Origin of the sequence: Dokdonia sp. Asnod1-B02 (assembly GCF_045063955.1) — a bacterium.
Classification (GTDB): Bacteria; Bacteroidota; Bacteroidia; order Flavobacteriales; family Flavobacteriaceae; genus Dokdonia.
The window spans coordinates 2,803,337-2,821,277 of record NZ_JBEFNW010000002.1; the positions used below are offsets into that span (position 1 = coordinate 2,803,337).

General features: G+C 38.1%; 16 protein-coding genes. 5 read left to right on the forward strand and 11 right to left on the reverse strand.

The annotated features are described in order from the left end of the window. The first annotated feature begins 3 nt into the window (after window positions 1-3). Window positions 4-1,065 (forward strand): mandelate racemase/muconate lactonizing enzyme family protein, encoded by a 1,062-nt coding sequence (locus ACJJVU_RS12650; RefSeq protein ID WP_405226055.1) that lies wholly within the window; start codon window positions 4-6, stop codon window positions 1,063-1,065. 424 nt (window positions 1,066-1,489) lie between these two features. Here ACJJVU_RS12650 and ACJJVU_RS12655 read toward each other — a convergent pair whose 3' ends face one another. The 5 genes from ACJJVU_RS12655 to lon all read right to left on the reverse strand — a co-directional run bounded on the left by ACJJVU_RS12655 (window position 1,490) and on the right by lon (window position 7,056). Beyond that, complete coding sequence (locus tag ACJJVU_RS12655) at window positions 1,490-2,101, reverse strand: hypothetical protein (protein WP_405226058.1); 612 nt, start codon at window positions 2,099-2,101, stop codon at window positions 1,490-1,492. Further along, the gene (locus ACJJVU_RS12660) at window positions 2,085-2,474 is read right to left on the reverse strand and encodes a DUF4345 domain-containing protein (protein ID WP_405226061.1); all 390 of its coding nucleotides are present in this window, start codon (window positions 2,472-2,474) and stop codon (window positions 2,085-2,087) included. The genes ACJJVU_RS12655 and ACJJVU_RS12660 overlap by 17 nt, the downstream gene beginning before the upstream one ends. A 6-nt stretch (window positions 2,475-2,480) precedes the next feature. After that, entirely contained in the window at window positions 2,481-3,176 is a 696-nt protein-coding gene (cmk, locus tag ACJJVU_RS12665) for a (d)CMP kinase (protein WP_405226064.1), read from the reverse strand. A 251-nt stretch (window positions 3,177-3,427) separates the two neighbouring features. Next, complete coding sequence (gene porQ / locus ACJJVU_RS12670) at window positions 3,428-4,444, reverse strand: type IX secretion system protein PorQ (RefSeq protein ID WP_405226067.1); 1,017 nt, start codon at window positions 4,442-4,444, stop codon at window positions 3,428-3,430. 158 nt (window positions 4,445-4,602) lie between these two features. Then, complete coding sequence (gene lon / locus ACJJVU_RS12675) at window positions 4,603-7,056, reverse strand: endopeptidase La (protein WP_405226070.1); 2,454 nt, start codon at window positions 7,054-7,056, stop codon at window positions 4,603-4,605. Between the two features lie 383 nt (window positions 7,057-7,439). On the opposite strand from lon, the gene ACJJVU_RS12680 reads away from it, so the two are divergent. Genes ACJJVU_RS12680 through ACJJVU_RS12695 form a run of 4 tightly spaced genes read left to right on the forward strand, consistent with a single transcriptional unit; the run spans window position 7,440 to window position 10,338 of the window. Then, a complete protein-coding gene (locus tag ACJJVU_RS12680) occupies window positions 7,440-7,949 on the forward strand; it encodes an RNA polymerase sigma factor (protein ID WP_081804612.1) in 510 nt (169 codons plus the stop codon). Beyond that, complete coding sequence (locus ACJJVU_RS12685; RefSeq protein WP_405226073.1) at window positions 7,918-8,478, forward strand: hypothetical protein; 561 nt, start codon at window positions 7,918-7,920, stop codon at window positions 8,476-8,478. The genes ACJJVU_RS12680 and ACJJVU_RS12685 overlap by 32 nt, the downstream gene beginning before the upstream one ends. A gap of 19 nt (window positions 8,479-8,497) precedes the next feature. Beyond that, window positions 8,498-9,586, forward strand: a complete 1,089-nt coding sequence (locus ACJJVU_RS12690) for a hypothetical protein (protein WP_405226076.1) — start codon at window positions 8,498-8,500, stop codon at window positions 9,584-9,586. 26 nt (window positions 9,587-9,612) lie between these two features. Next, window positions 9,613-10,338: a head GIN domain-containing protein gene (locus tag ACJJVU_RS12695; RefSeq protein ID WP_405226079.1), complete on the forward strand. Its 726-nt coding sequence runs from the start codon at window positions 9,613-9,615 to the stop codon at window positions 10,336-10,338. 80 nt (window positions 10,339-10,418) lie between these two features. Here ACJJVU_RS12695 and ACJJVU_RS12700 read toward each other — a convergent pair whose 3' ends face one another. From ACJJVU_RS12700 to ACJJVU_RS12725, 6 genes are all read right to left on the reverse strand, one after another. Continuing rightward, the gene (locus ACJJVU_RS12700) at window positions 10,419-11,255 is read right to left on the reverse strand and encodes a GIN domain-containing protein (protein WP_405226082.1); all 837 of its coding nucleotides are present in this window, start codon (window positions 11,253-11,255) and stop codon (window positions 10,419-10,421) included. 97 nt (window positions 11,256-11,352) lie between these two features. Beyond that, window positions 11,353-12,411 carry a hypothetical protein gene (locus tag ACJJVU_RS12705; protein WP_405226085.1) on the reverse strand — a complete coding sequence of 353 codons (1,059 nt, stop codon included), beginning with the start codon at window positions 12,409-12,411 and terminating at the stop codon, window positions 11,353-11,355. A 66-nt stretch (window positions 12,412-12,477) separates the two neighbouring features. After that, window positions 12,478-12,912, reverse strand: a complete 435-nt coding sequence (gene mscL, locus ACJJVU_RS12710) for a large-conductance mechanosensitive channel protein MscL (protein ID WP_108878271.1) — start codon at window positions 12,910-12,912, stop codon at window positions 12,478-12,480. A gap of 113 nt (window positions 12,913-13,025) precedes the next feature. Further along, the gene (locus tag ACJJVU_RS12715; RefSeq protein WP_405226088.1) at window positions 13,026-14,342 is read right to left on the reverse strand and encodes an MFS transporter; all 1,317 of its coding nucleotides are present in this window, start codon (window positions 14,340-14,342) and stop codon (window positions 13,026-13,028) included. A gap of 64 nt (window positions 14,343-14,406) precedes the next feature. After that, window positions 14,407-15,228: a M48 family metallopeptidase gene (locus ACJJVU_RS12720; RefSeq protein WP_298325984.1), complete on the reverse strand. Its 822-nt coding sequence runs from the start codon at window positions 15,226-15,228 to the stop codon at window positions 14,407-14,409. Between the two features lie 39 nt (window positions 15,229-15,267). Beyond that, complete coding sequence (locus ACJJVU_RS12725) at window positions 15,268-17,670, reverse strand: glycoside hydrolase family 31 protein (protein ID WP_405226091.1); 2,403 nt, start codon at window positions 17,668-17,670, stop codon at window positions 15,268-15,270. Window positions 17,671-17,941: the final 271 nt, after the last annotated feature.

Consider the following 17,941-nt stretch of genomic DNA (forward strand, 5'->3'; position numbering starts at 1 on the left):
TCAATGAAAATCACAAACGTTAGTTACGAGCGTCTAGAACTTACACTCACTGCACCCTATACGATTGCTTATGAGACTGTATCGCAGGCAACTAATTTTATTCTCAAAATAGAGACAGACAGCAACATCATAGGTTTAGGTTGTGCTGCTCCAGATCTTGAGGTAACAAAGGAAACTGGTGATGATGTAGCTAGAGCGCTAGACCTTGTGATCATTCCATATCTTAAAGGTAAAAATGCACTCAACTATGCACGCATTCTTGATGAGTTAAAACCACTGCTCAGCGTTATCTCCTCTGCGCTAGCGATGGTGGACATGGCGTTGCTAGACATTGCTTCAAAAAAGATGGATGTACCGCTTTATCAATTTTTAGGCGGTTATCGTGATAGTATTGCAACGAGTATTACCATAGGTATTTTAAGTATTGAGGAAACATTAAAGCAGGCTCAAGAATATGTAGACCAAGGATTTACAATTATTAAGCTCAAAGGAGGATTATCGCTGGAGGAGGATGTAGAAAAAATACACCGCTTGCGCGAAAATCATCCACACCTCACCCTACGCTTTGATGGAAACCAAGGCTACACCGTAGCGCAGGCTGTACAATTTGTTGAACAAACTAGAGCGGCACGCATAGAAATACTTGAACAACCAACCCTAGTTGCAGATGAAGAAAAACTAGGAGAAGTAACGAGAAAAGTTCACATCCCGGTAATGGCAGATGAGAGTTTAAAATCACTGAAAGATGCTTTTAGACTTGCTCAAAACAGCCGTATGAATATGGTAAATATCAAGATTCAAAAAGTAGGCGGCATTATGGAAGCAATGCATATCAACTCTGTAGCGAGAGCTGCAGGACTAGAAGCAATGATAGGCTGTATTGATGAGTGTAGACTTGGCATATCCTCAGGATTGCACTTTGCATTATCTCGTCCTAATACAGTGTATGCAGATCTTGATGGACATCTAGATTTTGAGAATGATCCTTTTAAAGGATTGTTTAGTCTAGAGAAAGGAATCTTAAGACCTAATGGAAAAGCTGGTTTGGGATTGAGTGATTTATAAGGAATAAAATGATAATAAGGCAAGTTAAATCAACTTGTCTTATTGTCTTTAATTAAAATAATAACTCCAATAAAAATAAATAGAGACGCAAAAACGAATTGCATAGGATCGTACTCTCCTTCAAAAATAAAATAGTCTTCATCTTTATTAGATAGCATTCCAACCTGATTATTACCAGAAACAAGATGACAAAATTTATTACCTGCCTTCTTTCCATAGGTTTCACCTTTAAATAGAAGTTTACAATAGCCTCGTACTCAAATTACGACAAGATAATGGAGCCTCTATGACATCCATAATAACTATCATATTAGCATCGACCATCTCCTTCTTTTCAAAAGTATTGTAGATCAAAAGAAAGGCAACAGTAATCATCAGTCCCGCTACTATTTTGAGGCCTTTACTGATAATAAAATAGAGAAACTTATTCTTCAACAACTTCAATTAGTCCAGAGTTTTCAAACATAAATCCAAAATCTCCATTACTTTCAATACTATTAACTTCATCAATTATTTTAAGTAATAAAATTTTTGTGTCATCAATCTTTTTTGACTCATCAACGTTGATACTTATCCACTTTCTTTCTGTACCTAGAGGGTAATTATTATCACCATTAAAATTTAGCAAGTGATAACGCAATACCGAGTTTAGACTATCTATTGGATATTTTAGATCATTATTTACAGTAATACTATCTGTATTAATATAAACTACTTCTTTCATTTTATAATGAAATATATCTCCGCAAAATTGTAGTGGTTGTATTTTAAAGATTTTACTATTAGTTTCTAGCTTAAATAGCGCATAATTTTTTTCGCAATCAATCTCTTCTAAAATTTTAGTTATTTCACTAAAGCTCGCTAATGTGTCGATATCATACTCAATAAATCCATTCGCCAGATTTCTAATTGTAAGAAAATTTTGCTGCTCTTTCTTAAATGGATTTTTGCCATTATTATGATTACAGCTAGTTGTGAAATACATCAAAGCTGAAACAATTATTATGTTTCTAAAGCTTTTAAAAAATTTCATCATAAAACCTAAGATTCCATAAACCCCACCACATCATGACAGCTTCGGCTATCATTCCTGCGCCGTATTGTGGTGACCAGCCGTCTAGAATGGTGCTGACTAACCTACCTCCTGCGAGACCACCCATAAATAGTACATTTACTATGGTTGCAGATTTCCAGTGGTTTTTATTAATAATACCATATATCCAATAACCACCAAAGGCGATGTAGATTCCCATAATCGCTCTAAAGATATTCTTGAGCTCTAAGTCTTGAACTTCAAAACCAAATATATAAGGCAGTATAACACTGGGATGCACTCCATAAACAAATGACATGGCTATCACAATACATGCAAATAGTGCTAGTTGTAAATTTTTAGGGAGCCTAGACATTATCGATTAAACGAGACGTTTTGCAATACGATCTTTTGCCAGTTGTAATATAGTATGAAACTGATCTTCAATATTAGTTTCTGTATTGTCTATCTCAATAGCATCGGCTGCTTTTACGAGTGGAGAATCTTCACGAGTAGTATCTATATGATCTCGCTCTACTACGTTAGAAAGTACTGCTTCATAACTCACATTATCACCTCTTTCTACAAGCTCATTGTAACGACGTTTTGCACGCTCCTCTGCACTAGCAGTCATAAATATTTTAAGCTCAGCTTTAGGAAATACTACGGTACCTATATCACGACCGTCCATCACGATTCCTTTTTCTTCTCCCATGCGCTGCTGCTGCTCTACAAGTTTAGCGCGCACTTCTGAGATAGTAGCTATAGGGCTCACAAAGGAAGAAACCTCTAGGGTTCTGATGTACTTCTCTACACTCTTACCATTAAGACAAACCTCTGCTTTTCCAGAAGCGGTATCTCTTGTAAATGAAATCTCGATATCATCAAGCCTTTTTACTAAAGATTCTTTGTCAAAAAAACCATCAGAGATAAGGCTGTTTTCCATTGCATATAAGGTTACTGCGCGATACATTGCACCCGTATCTACATAAATATATTCTAGCCAGTCTGCAAGTTGTTTGGCTACTGTACTTTTTCCTGTGGATGAATATCCGTCTATGGCAATGGTAATTTTCAAGAGTCTGTGTTTTACACAAAAATAGGAAAACGTATGCTAGTGCTTACCATATAGATTTAAAGATTATTTCTACTAGTATAGATGATTACGCAAGCTTCTTTAATAAGGAGAAAGCGACACCATGACTCACTAGCCCCGATTGCAATGAAAATCCCGCAGTGCAGCGATAGCGCAACGAGGAATTGTAATGAAAAGCGGGAAACCACCTTGCAAATATGCCCAAAATGGACTGCTCCTTAAATTGAAAAGAATTATTGTAAATCGATACCTAAACCAAAGAAACTGCTTGCCGCAGCGCTGTTATAACGGGCATATGCATAATTGAAACGCATCTTGTTAATCTTAATCCCAAAGCCTGCACTGATACCCGCAAAACTACGCTGATTGATAATACGAAGCTCCTCACTCCTACGGAAGTTGTAGCCCAGTCGCACGTTGAAACCTCCTTTAGGAAACAACTCTACGCCCACAATCGCGTGACGTATTACGTTATCGAGAAGTCCTATTTTTTCTGTAGTGGTATTGCCATCAAGATCTGTGGTACCTCTAGCTTCATTTTCGAAGGCGATGTTCCACAGTTGTAAATTTTCTAGCGTCACGTGCCAGCGTATAGGCACGTTAGGTAATATCTGAGAAATACCAGCGTCTATCTCTAGCGGAAGCTTCTCAAAAGTATCTACATAGGGTGTAAACTGGGTTCCAATATTACGTACCACTAATGCTGCGTTGAGATCCCAATCTTCGTAATTATAGGTGAGTCCAAGATCTATCGCTCCTCCCGCCGAAGAATATTCGGCTAGTGTGGAGGTGATTAATTTTACATTTGCCCCCACATGAAAATCCGTGTACGGAATATTAAGCGCGTAGCCCAATGAAAGCGACGCCTCACTACCACCAAAATCTCCAGTAGAATTCCCATTCTCATCCCTACCATCAAAGGTTCCATAATTTACGTAAGTGATTCCCGCATGTAAGACCTGCGTGCGTCTATCCCATAAATAGGCATAAGATGCCGTCCCATAATTAATATCTGCCAGGTAGTTTACATAATTTACAGAAAGCTGATTATCCATCCTATAATTAATGTTGGCTGGATTATAAAGCGCAGAGTCTGGGTCGTAGTCGTAGTTTGTAATGATTTTTCCTCCTAAAGCAGCTTGCCTAGGAGATGACATCAAGTTGAGAAACTGATAGGTAGCACGTCCTCCTAACTGGCTATAAGCCGTTAGTGAACACGCAAACAACAATAAAAAGAGACTCTTTTTCATTAATCAGTACTGCATCATGATACATAACGATTGCAATGATAGTATATTTTGAGAGGGATGGGAAATAATTAGAACTATAGGATAAAGAAAAAGGGAAACTCGTGATGAGTTTCCCTTTTATGATTTTTACGCTTTCGCGAAAAATTGATAACCTAACCTTAAGCTAGTGTTTTAGCATTCTTTACTTTTTGCTTAGTAAGTGCTAGTTCTAACACCTCGCTCATGTCACTTACGTAGTGGAATGTTAAGCCTTTTAAGTAGTCTTGCTTGATCTCTTCTATATCACGACGGTTTTGCTCACATAAGAGTATTTCCTTGATTCTAGCACGTTTGGCAGCAAGAATCTTTTCTTTAATACCACCTACAGGCAGTACTTTTCCCCTCAAGGTAATCTCACCCGTCATCGCTAGATTTTTCTTCACTTTACGTTGTGTAAATAAAGAAACTAAAGATGTAAGCATGGTAATACCTGCACTAGGACCATCCTTAGGAGTTGCTCCCTCTGGTACGTGAATGTGCACATTATAATTATCAAAAATGGTAGGCTCTAGTCCTAAAATCTCTGCATTTGCTTTAATGTACTCCATCGCTATGGTAGCACTTTCTTTCATCACTTTACCTAAGTTTCCTGTGATAGATAGTGTTCCTTTACCTTTTGATAAAGCAGATTCTATAAATAAGATATCTCCTCCTACTCGTGTCCACGCAAGCCCTGTAACTACTCCGGCAACTTCGTTATTTTCATATTTGTTACGTTCCATTTTTGGAGAGCCTAGTATCTCGATAACATCTTCATTAGATATTTTCACATTATACTCCTCTTCCATCGCGAGGTTTTTTGCCCCGTAACGCACCATTTTTGCAACTTGTTTTTCTAGTCCGCGCACTCCAGATTCTCTTGTATATCCTTCTACAATTTTTTCTAGTTGTGGCTTTGCTATTTTAAGCTGGTCATCTGTCATACCATGCTCTTTAAGCTGCTTAGGTAGTAGGTGACGCTTTGCAATCTCTGTCTTCTCCTCTATCGTGTATCCAGTAACGTTTATAATCTCCATACGATCTAGCAGCGCTGGCTGTATGGTATTTAAACTATTTGAAGTTGCAATAAACATCACTTTAGAAAGGTCGTAACCCATCTCAAGGAAGTTATCGTGAAACTCACTATTCTGCTCTGGATCTAGAACTTCAAGTAATGCAGAAGAAGGGTCTCCCTGACTTCCTGTACTTAGTTTATCAATCTCATCAAGTACAAAAACTGGATTACTAGTTCCTGCCTTACGCAAGCTCTGGATAATACGTCCAGGCATTGCTCCTATGTATGTCTTTCTATGTCCGCGTATTTCAGATTCGTCACGCATTCCACCTAGACTTACTCGCACGTACTCACGACCTAATGCTTCTGCTACCGACTTTCCTAAGGAAGTTTTACCTACTCCTGGAGGTCCGTATAAACATAAAATAGGCGACTTCATGTCGTTACGTAATTTCAATACCGCTAGGTATTCTATAATACGCTTCTTCACATCATCAAGACCGTAATGATCGCGGTCTAGAATCTTCATGGCACGTTTTAAATCAAATTTGTCTTTAGAAAACTCATTCCAAGGAAGGTCTAAAAATAAATCAAGGTAATTGCGCTGTATGCTATACTCAGCTACCTGAGGATTCATGCGTTGCATTTTTGAAAGCTCCTTATTAAAGTGCTTGTCTACTTTTGCATCCCACTTCTTTTTCTTTGCACGTACACGCATTTCTTCTAGATCATCCTCAGAGCTAGCTCCACCCAGTTCTTCTTGGATAGTCTTCATCTGCTGGTGTAAGAAATACTCACGCTGCTGCTGGCTCATGTCATTTTGAACCTTGTTCTGGATATCATTTTTGAGCTCCAACTTCTGGCGCTCCATATCCATAAACTTAAGCGTCTCAAGTGCTCGCATATGCAAGTCGTTTATGTTAAGAAGCTCTTGCTTCTCTGCAACAGAGAGGTTCATGTTTGAACTCACAAAGTTGATTAAGAAAGAATCACTCTGGATATTCTTAATTGCAAAGGAGGCCTCCGAAGGAATATTTGGAGAATCTTGGATAATCTTAAGCGACAATTCCTTTATAGAATCGATAACTGCTTTAAAACCTTGATCACCTGCTTCTGGGCGAACTTCTACATATTCCTTAATAGTAGCCTTCATATAAGGCTCTACTTGCGTTACTTGATCTACCTCAAAACGTTTTTTACCTTGGATAATAACTGTTACGTTACCATCTGGCATTTTAAGCACACGTAAAATACGTGCTACTACGCCTACCTTATGAATATCATCTTCACCTGGATTTTCTACCTCTTCATCTTTCTGAGCTACTACTCCTATTACTTTCCCTCCTTTATTTGCTTCATCTATAAGCTTTATAGAAGTGTCTCTTCCTGCCGAAATAGGGATGACTACTCCTGGAAAAAGTACGGTGTTACGCAAAGGTAAAATAGGCAAGCTTTCTGGAAGCTCCTCGTTATTAATTGCCTCCTCGTCTTCTGGAGTCATTAAGGGGATTAATTCTGCATCTCCATCTATCTCTTGCAGTGACAATCTGTCTAATGTTGTAAATTTTGGTTTTGCCATATATAATGTGTGCCACAATGTCGTGTACTGCTACGCGCCTTGTGGATGTATAACTATTAGTATTCTCTTTAAATATAGTGAGTTTAGCCCATCATAAGATAATGAATGCCCTCACTGTGGGCTTTAATTCAATTGTTGTGCCAAGGGAGTATTTTGCTTTCGCGAAAATTTGAAGAACCAACACAAATGCGCGTTCTTTATCTATGAAGTAAACACCTCCTTATATTCAAAGGATTCAAAATAATGTTGTCAAATTTTCACGAAAGTGTAACAAAGAAATAAAACCCGCATCTTTACTATAGAATGAACCAAAAGTGAATTTTACCAACCATCAAATAACCGAATTAATAACACTGTGCCAGCAAGGTGATCAGGGTGCTCAAATGGAGGTGTATAACCGCTACTACAAAGCGATGTACAATACTTCACTACGCATCGTAAAACACGAGGCAGAGGCAGAAGATATTATGCAAGAGTCCTTTTTGAGTGCTTTTACAAAGCTCGATAGTTATAAGGGTGAGGCATCCTTTGGAAGTTGGTTAAAACGTATTGTAGTAAATAATAGCCTTAATGCTTATAACAAAGGAAAGAAACTCGATGAAACACCGCTAGAAGATCATTTATATAAGATAGAAGATGATGCAGAAGGTGTGAGTGAGGTAGACCTCACAAGTGTGAGAGCACAAGAAGTCGTTCATGCTATGAGTATGCTTAAAGATAATTATAGACAATCACTGTCTTTACATCTTATAGAAGGCTACGACTACGAGGAAATGAGTGAGATTATGAATGTAAGCTATGCAAACTGCAGAACCATGGTGTCAAGAGCAAAAGACAGCTTACGAAAACTATTAAATAACAATGAAAAAGGAACCTATAGATCAAGTATTTAAACGACTGAAAGGACGTCTGGATACAGCTGCACCTAGTGCAGATCACAAAGCTAATTTTCTAGCAAAATTACAGGCGCAGGCTACAGAAGATATTCCTGCAAAGGAAACAAAAACAATACAATGGATGCGACCGCTGTTTATTGCAGCAAGTGTGATTCTTCTTGCAGGATTAATGCTCACACAGTTTAACGCTACGCCTAAAGCTAAGGAACTTGCAGATGTTTCTCTAGAAATGGAAAACACGCAAGATTTCTTTACAAAAACAATAGAACGTGAGCTCTTTGATATTAAAGAGAACATGAATCCTGAGAACCAAGCCATGGTAATGGATGCCATAAAACAACTTGAAATCTTAGAGAAGAATTATGATAATTTAAAGAAAGACCTTTCTGAAAGTGGAGAAGACAAGCGTGTGATCTACGCAATGATAGACAACTTCCAGAATAGAATTGACCTCCTACAGCATGTAGTAGAACAAATGGATGCCATCAAAGAATTAAATGCTATTGAAAAAGCCGTAACGCTCTAGTTACTTAAATAATAATCTTATGAAAAAGAAAATAACGCAACTCTTACTTATAGCGCTCATAATCCCTTCTATGGTGATGGCTGCAAGTGTAGATCCTCAGGGTAAATACACTAAGGAAAAGAGAATCAAAAAAGAATATACTGTAAATCCAGATGTAAAACTGGTGATTGACAATAGCTATGGAAATGTCAATATGGTGAGCTGGAACGAAAACAGAATCGTCATTGAAGTTCTAGTAAAAACTAATGGTAACGACGAGGAGCGCGTAAAAGAAAAACTAGACGAGATTGATGTCAATTTTGAAGGATCAAGTAGTTATGTAAGCGCAAAAACAAACTTCGAAAAAAGCAGTAGCAGATCATGGTGGAACAGCTGGAAAAACAGTAATGTAAATATGGAAATCAACTATACCATTAAACTTCCAGCAACTAGTATGGTAGATGTAAGCAATGATTATGGAGGAATCAATATTGACCGACTAGAGGGTAATGCAAAAATTAATTGTGACTACGGGAAAATCACGATAGGCGAACTACTAGCAGAAAATAACTACCTCAACTTTGACTACACTAAAAATAGTACCATAAGCTATATGAAGAGCGGACGCATTAATGCAGACTACTCAAGCTTTTTCTTAGAAAGAGGTGGAGATATTGAACTTAATGCAGATTATAGTAAGTCTGAATTTGGACGTATTGAAAACTTAAACTACAACTGTGACTATGGCTCTGTAATTACTGGAGATACTAAAGACATTATAGGTCGAGGAGATTACATCTCTGCAAAGATTGGCGTGGTTCACGGAGACCTTAACATCAATGCAGATTATGGGAGCATACGTATAGAAGAACTGGCTAGCGATGCTGGAGACATCTCTATACAGAGTGACTACACCGGTATTAAAGTAGGCTATAACCCTCAATACAACTTTACGTTTGCAATAAAACTAGAGTATGCTGGATTGAGCGGTAAAGAAGATCTCAGTTTTAATAAGGAGCGCATAGAATCTTCAGACAAATACTACGAAGGATATAGAGGAAATTCTAATACTAATAATCACGTAAACATCAACTCAGAATACGGTGGTGTAACTTTATTCAAAAACTAATAATCAATCATCAAAAAACAACACTCATGAAAAAATTAATCACACTCAGTATTATTCTTTTAGCAAGTACACAAATCCACGCACAATGGTGGGGAAAGAGTATAAAAGGTAATGGACAGCTAGAAACCGAGACACGCAACGTAGGAGAATATGATGAGATAAGCATCGCTGGATTCTTTGACGTAACACTCGTTGCCGGAGAGGAAGGAGAAATCACATTACAAGGAGAAAGCAACCTACTAGATTATGTTGAAACAGAAGTAAACGGCGATAGACTTACTATCAAAGTTCAAAACAAACAAAACCTCAAAACTAGCTACGGAAAGGATATTAAAATTAAAATTCCTTTTAGAGATTTAGATCGAGTGTCACTATCAGGATCTGGGGAGATTATGAGTGATGATGTGATAAAAGCAAATACTTTTGAAGTTTCTGTCTCTGGATCTGGAGATGTTGCTCTTATTGTGGAAGCAAACCGTACCGAGAGTCGTGTTACAGGGTCTGGTGACCTTATTCTTAAAGGCTACACAAAAGACCACACTGTAAAAGTTACAGGCTCTGGTGATATAGAAGCTGGGCGTTTTAAAGCAGAGACGGTAGATGCTCAGGTTACAGGTTCTGGTGACATACGCGTAGCTTGTGAAAAAAGCATCAAAGCCCGTGTAACTGGTTCTGGTGACATAGAGTACGTCGGAAACCCAACAAAACAAGACACTAAGGTTTCTGGTTCTGGAGATATTACAAGGGGATAATCCTTAAAAACATTTCTTTACAAGAATAAAAAATGCCCTCATAAGAGGGCATTTTTTTATAGAACTCCATGTTGTGATTTTTATTCCTTCTTTAAGATTTTTGAGGTTCCTGTAAAACGTTCTATCGTTAATTTAGGTTCACCATATACTTGAAGTTGTGCTTTATCTGCAAGATCTACAACAATCTCCTGATCTGCAGTTACAATTGTTGTCGAATTTCCTGCTCCGATTACGTTGATCACATCTGCATTAAATGTTTGAGCTTTGCACTCAGCATTGTCTTTTAAATCCAGCGTTACAGTTTGAGCATTTCCTATTAATTCTAGGTCTGATCTTTCAGATGCAGATAGCGTGAATTTTTTTGTATTGATATCCGCTTTCGCGAAAGCGTTATCTGTAACATTCATGGTCAAATCATCACCCATATAATCCATCTCAATTTTTGAATTTGAATTTGCAGTTATGGTAGCTTGTGTTGCTTTTACCTCTCCTTCAAACTGACTATCATCTAAAAAACTTCCTCTAAAAAAATCTGATTTAAGAACAGATTGTGCTTTCACTTTACTCTTTGCATCTAAGCTTACAGAATTAAGAGTCACAAAACGCACCGTGATATCAAGACGTTTTGCACTTCTGATATCCTTTCTCGCAGAAACTAGCAATACACTATCACGCACATCAAAGCTTATTAATTCAATAAGGTTATCATCCATCTCAAGCTCATAGCCTGGTTGAGAATCTGCAATAAGTGTTACTTCTAAACCATCTGTTACTTTAATATCTGTAAATGGACGTAATACCTCAGATAAATCTTTCACATTTCTACTTCCTTTTACACGTTCTCTTTGAGCGCTTACAGCCGTAGTCACAAACATAAGCACAGCAATAGCTATACCTTTCATATATATTTTTTTCATAGAATTAAATGTACAATAAATGAGCCATCCTTTTATAATTGCCATAAAAAAAGCATCTGGTTACAGATGCTCTTTTAAAATATGTCGTTTATGGATATTAATAGATAATATTAATCATTCCATCTGCCGTGAGTACTTCTTCGTTATCTGGATTTGTAAATGTTCCAGAAAAAGTTCCTACGATTGTAGTACCATCGTTTGCAGTGATATTATTTACAAATGGAGTCGTCGCTTCTATAGATGGTGTGTGCACAACACCTCCTACTGTTAGAATCGTATTTTGCATCACATTATCTCCTGTTTGCTGTAATACGATATCAAAAGTAAACGTATCTCCTGTATCTATATCTGTTGCAACCACGCTTAGTAAAGATCCGCTTATGGAAACAGTAGCTGTATTAAAATTTGTAAACACATCTCCTACGGTTACTTGTACGGGCCCATCTTGCTCTGGTGGAGAGCAATCTCCTAGATCTTGTACAATAGCAGTAAGACTTCCATCTGTATCTCCACAAGCGGCTATTTGTGCTTGTAAAGCCATTGAGTAGTCTGCACATGCAGCAGTATATGCATCTTCATCAAGAGGATCAACTGCATTAAATATTTCTTGAGCTTCTAAAGAAGCTACCTGTGCTGCAGCACAATCACCACCACAGTTCAGGGCATCGATTGTAGCCTGTATATTCCCGTTAGAATCTCCACAAGCAACGATTTGAGCTGCTAGTGCATTACTATACGCTAGACATAATTGTTCTTCGTTATCACTAGTTGCATTATTAAAAGCTCCCAAGGCTGCATTTGCAGCAGTCTCCGCTTGAAAACAAGGATCTGGCGTAGAGCAATCTCCTAAGCTTGTAAGAGTAGCTTGTAATGTTCCGGATGCATCACCACAAAGTTGAATTGTTGCTTGAATTGCGGTCGCATATGCACCACAAACTTGTGAGTAATTTGCCTCCGTTGCACTACTAAAAGCCGCCTGTGCTGCTACGAGAGTATCAAAAGCTAATTGGCAAGTTTCACTATCTGGATCCGGTTCACTTGGATCAGATCCATCACCTGTAACGCTAAAAACCCCTTCTAGTGGTTCGTCATCACAAGAGACGACCGTCACTGCTGCCATCAATATAAATAAAAATAAAACGTGTAGTTTTTTCATTGTAGTAGTAATTTCTAAATCTGAAACACAAACATAATCAATTTATTGCACTGTTTTGCTCTTAGACTATGAGTCCTTTCGAGCCTTTAACAGGTTGTTCTGCTCTTGCATAAGATGCTCAATGTTTGCAAGCAATTCTATATTTTTCGGAGTTTTTTCTTCTGTATTTTTAGGATCTTCTGCTTTATCCTTAAATCTATTTATTCCTTTAATCACTACAAAAATGGTAATTGCGATTACCAAAAAATCTATTGAAACCTCAATAAGTTCTCCATAACCAATTGCTATTTCCTTTTCTTCACCTTCGGCTGCACGCAAGAGGTACTTTCTATCTGCGAGATTAATACCATCTGTGAGTAGTGATAACGGTGGCATCACGACTTTTTTTACAATCGTGTTTACCACATTATTGAAAGCAGTACCTATAATAATACCTACTGCCATGTCTATCATGTTACCCTTGATTGCAAAATTTTTGAATTCTTGAATAAATCCAGCCATAACTATCTATTGTATGCCGTAGCAACTTAATTATTGAATAATAAACTTTAGCAACATCCTCTCTACTTATAAGATTGGGAGTTTGAGTATTTACGCTTTCGCGAAAGCGTAACCTACGTAATTACCGTCCTGTCTTTAGGCACTCGAAGTAATAACACGACACCTGCCGCAAAAAATAAAATTAAAAACACAATCGAGTAGCGCATGCTTCCTGTAAGTTCTTCTATGAAACCGTATAAAAACATACCGATGATGATCCCTATTTTCTCAGCTACATCATAAAAGCTGAAATATGAAGTAGTGTCCTCTGTTTCTGGTAAAAACTTAGCATACGTAGATCTTGATAGCGACTGAATTCCTCCCATTACTAACCCTACAAATGCTGCCGTAATGTAAAACTGAACAGGAGTGTACACGAAGTAGGCCCAAGCACAGATAAAAATCCAAACAATATTAATGATAATAAGGGCTTTAAGATTCCCTATTCTAGCCGATAATTTTGAGGTCAAGTAAGCTCCAGCAACGGCGACTAGTTGTATTAATAAAATACTACCTATAAGTCCCGTGGTACGCTCGCTATCACTTCCCCATTCCAGTTCTTGCTCTCCAAAGTATGCTGCTGCGAGCATTACTGTTTGAACTGCCATACTATATACAAAGAATGCAATAAGATATTTTTTGAGTCGTAGCTGTGACTGCATGGATCTCCAGATAGCTCTCAGCTCGTTAAAACCATTTAAGAGCACAGCTCCTGTAAGCTTACCGTCCGCCTTATTACCCTTAGGAAGATACCTGTAAGTGTACTGACTAAAACCTATCCACCAAACTCCAGTGAGCACAAAGGAAAGCCTCGTTGGAAAACCTTCATCTTCAAAGCCAAAAATCTCATACCCCAGAATCATAAACAAACACCAGCCAAGCAATATGACACTCCCTATATATCCCCAAGAATATCCTTTGGCACTTATGGCGTCATGCTGATCTGGAAAAGCAATATCTGGTAAGTAGGAGTTGTAAAATACGAGACTACCCCAGAAACCTATAAGTCCTAATGCATATAGAAGCAGACTTAAATATATATGCTCTAAGCTGAACCAGTATAGTCCTATGGTCGCTAGCGCTCCCATGTAACAGAAAAACTTAAGAAAGTATTTTTTATTACCTAGATAATCTGCCACTCCAGATAGAATAGGAGAAATGATTGCTACTATTAAAAACGCCACCGCCGTGGTATAAAATATAAGCGGACTGCGACGTAGCATCATTCCAAAAACTTCAATCTCCTCTATACCAGCACCTCTAAAGAGGGCACCATAAAACAGTGGAAATATAGCAGATGCTATTACAAGACTGTAGGTGGAGTTTGCCCAATCATAAAATGCCCATGCATTTAATAATTTTTTATCTCCTTTTTGTAGTTCGTTATTCATAGTACTAAAATAGAAAAGCTGTGCGATTGCACAGCTTTTCTTACTATATATTTCGTGTAAAGTTCTATTTAAAAGAAGTCACTCCAAATTTTGCCGCTTCTGCTCTCGCCATTGGCGCTTTGGCAGTAAGATTTGCAATACGACTATCTGATGATGGGTGCGTACTCATAATCTGTGGTGGTGCTTCACCTCCACTAGCAGCTTTCATACGTTTCCATAACTCTGCAGCTTCATCAGGGTTGTATCCAGCTATTGCTGCAATTACGATTCCGATTTCGTCTGCTTGTGTCTCATGGCTACGTGAGAAAGGGAGCATTCCTCCTACTTGTGAACCTATACCATAGAGTTGCATGATTTGTTGTTGCTTTGCTTGATCTTGACCTCCTACCGCAATTGCAGTGGCAACACCACCATATTGTTGTAATTGTGCAGCACTCATACGTTGTGCTCCGTGATCTGCAAGTGCGTGAGCAAGCTCATGCCCCATTACCATTGCTAGTCCAGTTTCAGATTGAGTAATCGGTAAAATTCCAGTGTACACTACAATCTTCCCTCCTGGCATACACCAAGCGTTTACTGCTTCATCTTTAACTAGATTGTACTCCCAGCGATAATCTTGTAAATAACCAGGCTCTCCTAGTGCTGTAAGGTAACGCTCTGCTGCTACGGCTATTTTTTCACCTACGCGCTTTACCATATTAGCATCTGCTGTTCCAGTAATCACATTATTTTCAGATAAGAATGCGTCATACTGTTGGAATGCCATTGGAAATAACTGATCGTTACTTACAAAGTTAAGAGTCTTCTTACCTGTAAACGGGCTTGTCTTACATGCACACACAAGGAGTACGGTCATGATAAGAACAAATGTATTTTTAAGTTTCATAATGATGGTTTTTAATCAGGATATAAAAATACGCAAATGTTAAATACCGCTCAGGTGCAGCTCTGTGAAATCTTTCTTAATGATTAAAGCACAAGCTTTCGGGTCAAACTGCACATCTTCCATAGAAATCACTTCATTATCTAACTCTATGGTCGTAATTTCAAATGGTAGACCTATTAAATGTATTCTAAAAGTGTCATATGTAGTGATAAAGTCACCACGTTTGTGCTGCTGTATAATCCAGTCTTTTTCTCTACCTACCATTTTAAAAGTGCGGTAACTGTAACGATCTTTTTTATAATCGTATCCATCTTGAGCATCTTCATATAATTTTGAAGCATTTTTACCAAGACCGTAGTACACTTCAAGTTCTACTTGCTCTATCTCAAGCTCTCCTACATATTGTTGTATAGGATATTTAGGAAGTATGGTTCCTTCTTTTACAAACAATGGCATCTCATCAATATCTGCATCCACCCATTGCTCTTTACCTCCTTGTACAATTTGCTTAGTCCAGTAGTTGTACCATTGTCCTCTAGGAACATACATGCGACGTCCTTTAGCATTAGGTTCAAGTATTGGACATACTAGAATATGATGTCCAAAGATGAACTCATCTGTACGGTAATGCGTTTGTGCATCATCTTGATCAAAATATACAAGCGGCTTTAATAATGGCGTACCTTTCTTGATATACTCATAAAACATAGTATATAAATAAGGCAATAATCTATAACGCAAGTTGATAAACTTACGAGCAATATCTGTCACACCTTCGTCAAAGGTCCACGGTTCTTGATCTCCATGATGACCAGAAGAGTGCGTACGACAGAAAGGATGAAATACTCCTAGCTGTATCCATCTTGCATAAAGCTCTCCAGTAGGTTGCTCTGCAAACCCACCAATATCTGTACCTGTAAAACTCATACCTGAGATACACATACGTTGCACTTGTATGTTTGCTACCCAAAGATGTTCCCAGCTAGCCACGTTATCACCCGTCCATGAACTTGTATAACGTTGCGCTCCAGAGTATGCAGACCTTGTGATTACAAACGGTCGCTTAGGATACGCAAATTTCTTCACACCTTCATAGGTCGCTCGAGCCATTTGAGTACCGTAAATGTTATGTGCTTTTAGGTGGCTACAAGGATGTCCATCATAATTATGACGCACATCTGGAGGAAATGTTTTTCCTGGAACCTCCATCACTGCAGGCTCATTCATATCATTCCACACTCCTTTTACACCTACATCTTGGATAAGCTCTTTAAAAAGACCAGCCCACCAGTCGCGTACTTCAGGGTTTGTATAATCTGGAAAATTACATTCTCCAGGCCACACTTTACCTTTCATAGCAGGACCATCTGCGCGCTTACAGAAGTAGTCATTTTCTACACCTTCATTATAAACCCAATAATCTTTATCGATTTTGATTCCTGGATCTATGATAACAATGGTTTTAAAACCATCATCTGCTAGTTCCTTTACCATTCTTTTAGGATCAGGGAAATGATCTTTATTCCATGTAAAACATCTCCAGCCATCCATATAATCAATGTCTAGATAAATCCCATCACAAGGAATTTTGAGTTCGCGAAATTTACTTGCAATCTCCTTTACATTACTTTCTGGAAAGTAACTCCATTTACACTGGTGATATCCCAGCGCCCATAATGGCGGAAGCTCAGGAACACCTGTAAGATTCGTATAACTTGCTACAACCTCAGACATATCTGGACCATAGATAAAGTAGTAATTCATCTCACCTCCTTGCGCCCAGAAGCTTGTAACTCCCATACGCTCATGAGCAAAGTCGAAGTACGTCTTAAACGTGTTGTCAAAAAACACACCGTACGCCTTCTTTTGATGTAGCCCTATGTAAAAAGGAACTGCTTTATATATTGGATCTTGATCCTTTGCAAATGCATATTGATCTGTTGCCCAGTTATGCACTCGCTTTCCTCGTAAATTAGAATGCATAGGCTTATCACCTAGCCCATAATAGGACTCTGCATGCTGTGCTTTCTTACTCATCTTAACGATATTACCTCCATACTGGAAGCTCTCCTCGTAGTGAAAACCTAATTCGTCTTCATTAATAAGATTCCCTTTTGTATCGTAAATACTTGTCTGTAAACTCTCTTTCTCAATACGTATGTGAAGCTTTGCAGTATGTACGTGATAATATTTATCATCATCTGTAAGTTCCAGATGATTGTAGCCACGAGGTGCATCTTCATCTATCGCATAAGAAAAGTCTGGCTCAAAAACGCCACCTGTTGCAAAGCGAAAACGTATCACACTATCTCGCAACACAGTAAGTTCTAAAATCACCTCATTTGAGGTAGTAAAATATAAGATATCTGTCTCGTGTTTGACATCTACCACGTTTTTAGGAAATTGATTCCCTTTTTGCTCTAATTCTGTATTTACAATCATAGTAATTGTTATTTCCTTTCAAATAAACACTATATCGTGTAAAAATGAAGTTAATTCGTAATTAGTTATTAACGCTAACGTTTTCGTAAGCTCAGAAATGGTATTTATATCACCTTTAGAGTGTTTGGAACGCACAATCACAGCTCTTTTGCTAGATGTTCATCCCGCTTTCCATTTCAATTCCTCATCGCGACTTTGGTCTGCTCTTGCGGGATTTTCATTGCAATCGGGGTTATAGAGTCCCGCAAGTGTGCATTTATATAAGCCTCAT

Coding starts and splice junctions, on each gene's coding strand:
- ACJJVU_RS12725 (WP_405226091.1), bottom strand. CDS start 17,670: ATGATTGTAAATACAGAATTAGAGCAAAAAGGGAATCAATTTCCTAAA.
- ACJJVU_RS12695 (WP_405226079.1), top strand. CDS start 9,613: ATGAAAAAATTAATCACACTCAGTATTATTCTTTTAGCAAGTACACAA.
- ACJJVU_RS12705 (WP_405226085.1), bottom strand. CDS start 12,411: ATGAAAAAACTACACGTTTTATTTTTATTTATATTGATGGCAGCAGTG.
- lon (WP_405226070.1), bottom strand. CDS start 7,056: ATGGCAAAACCAAAATTTACAACATTAGACAGATTGTCACTGCAAGAG.
- ACJJVU_RS12690 (WP_405226076.1), top strand. CDS start 8,498: ATGAAAAAGAAAATAACGCAACTCTTACTTATAGCGCTCATAATCCCT.
- ACJJVU_RS12655 (WP_405226058.1), bottom strand. CDS start 2,101: ATGATGAAATTTTTTAAAAGCTTTAGAAACATAATAATTGTTTCAGCT.
- ACJJVU_RS12660 (WP_405226061.1), bottom strand. CDS start 2,474: ATGTCTAGGCTCCCTAAAAATTTACAACTAGCACTATTTGCATGTATT.
- ACJJVU_RS12650 (WP_405226055.1), top strand. CDS start 4: ATGAAAATCACAAACGTTAGTTACGAGCGTCTAGAACTTACACTCACT.
- ACJJVU_RS12715 (WP_405226088.1), bottom strand. CDS start 14,342: ATGAATAACGAACTACAAAAAGGAGATAAAAAATTATTAAATGCATGG.
- mscL (WP_108878271.1), bottom strand. CDS start 12,912: ATGGCTGGATTTATTCAAGAATTCAAAAATTTTGCAATCAAGGGTAAC.
- porQ (WP_405226067.1), bottom strand. CDS start 4,444: ATGAAAAAGAGTCTCTTTTTATTGTTGTTTGCGTGTTCACTAACGGCT.
- ACJJVU_RS12680 (WP_081804612.1), top strand. CDS start 7,440: ATGGAGGTGTATAACCGCTACTACAAAGCGATGTACAATACTTCACTA.
- ACJJVU_RS12720 (WP_298325984.1), bottom strand. CDS start 15,228: ATGAAACTTAAAAATACATTTGTTCTTATCATGACCGTACTCCTTGTG.
- ACJJVU_RS12685 (WP_405226073.1), top strand. CDS start 7,918: ATGAAAAAGGAACCTATAGATCAAGTATTTAAACGACTGAAAGGACGT.
- ACJJVU_RS12700 (WP_405226082.1), bottom strand. CDS start 11,255: ATGAAAAAAATATATATGAAAGGTATAGCTATTGCTGTGCTTATGTTT.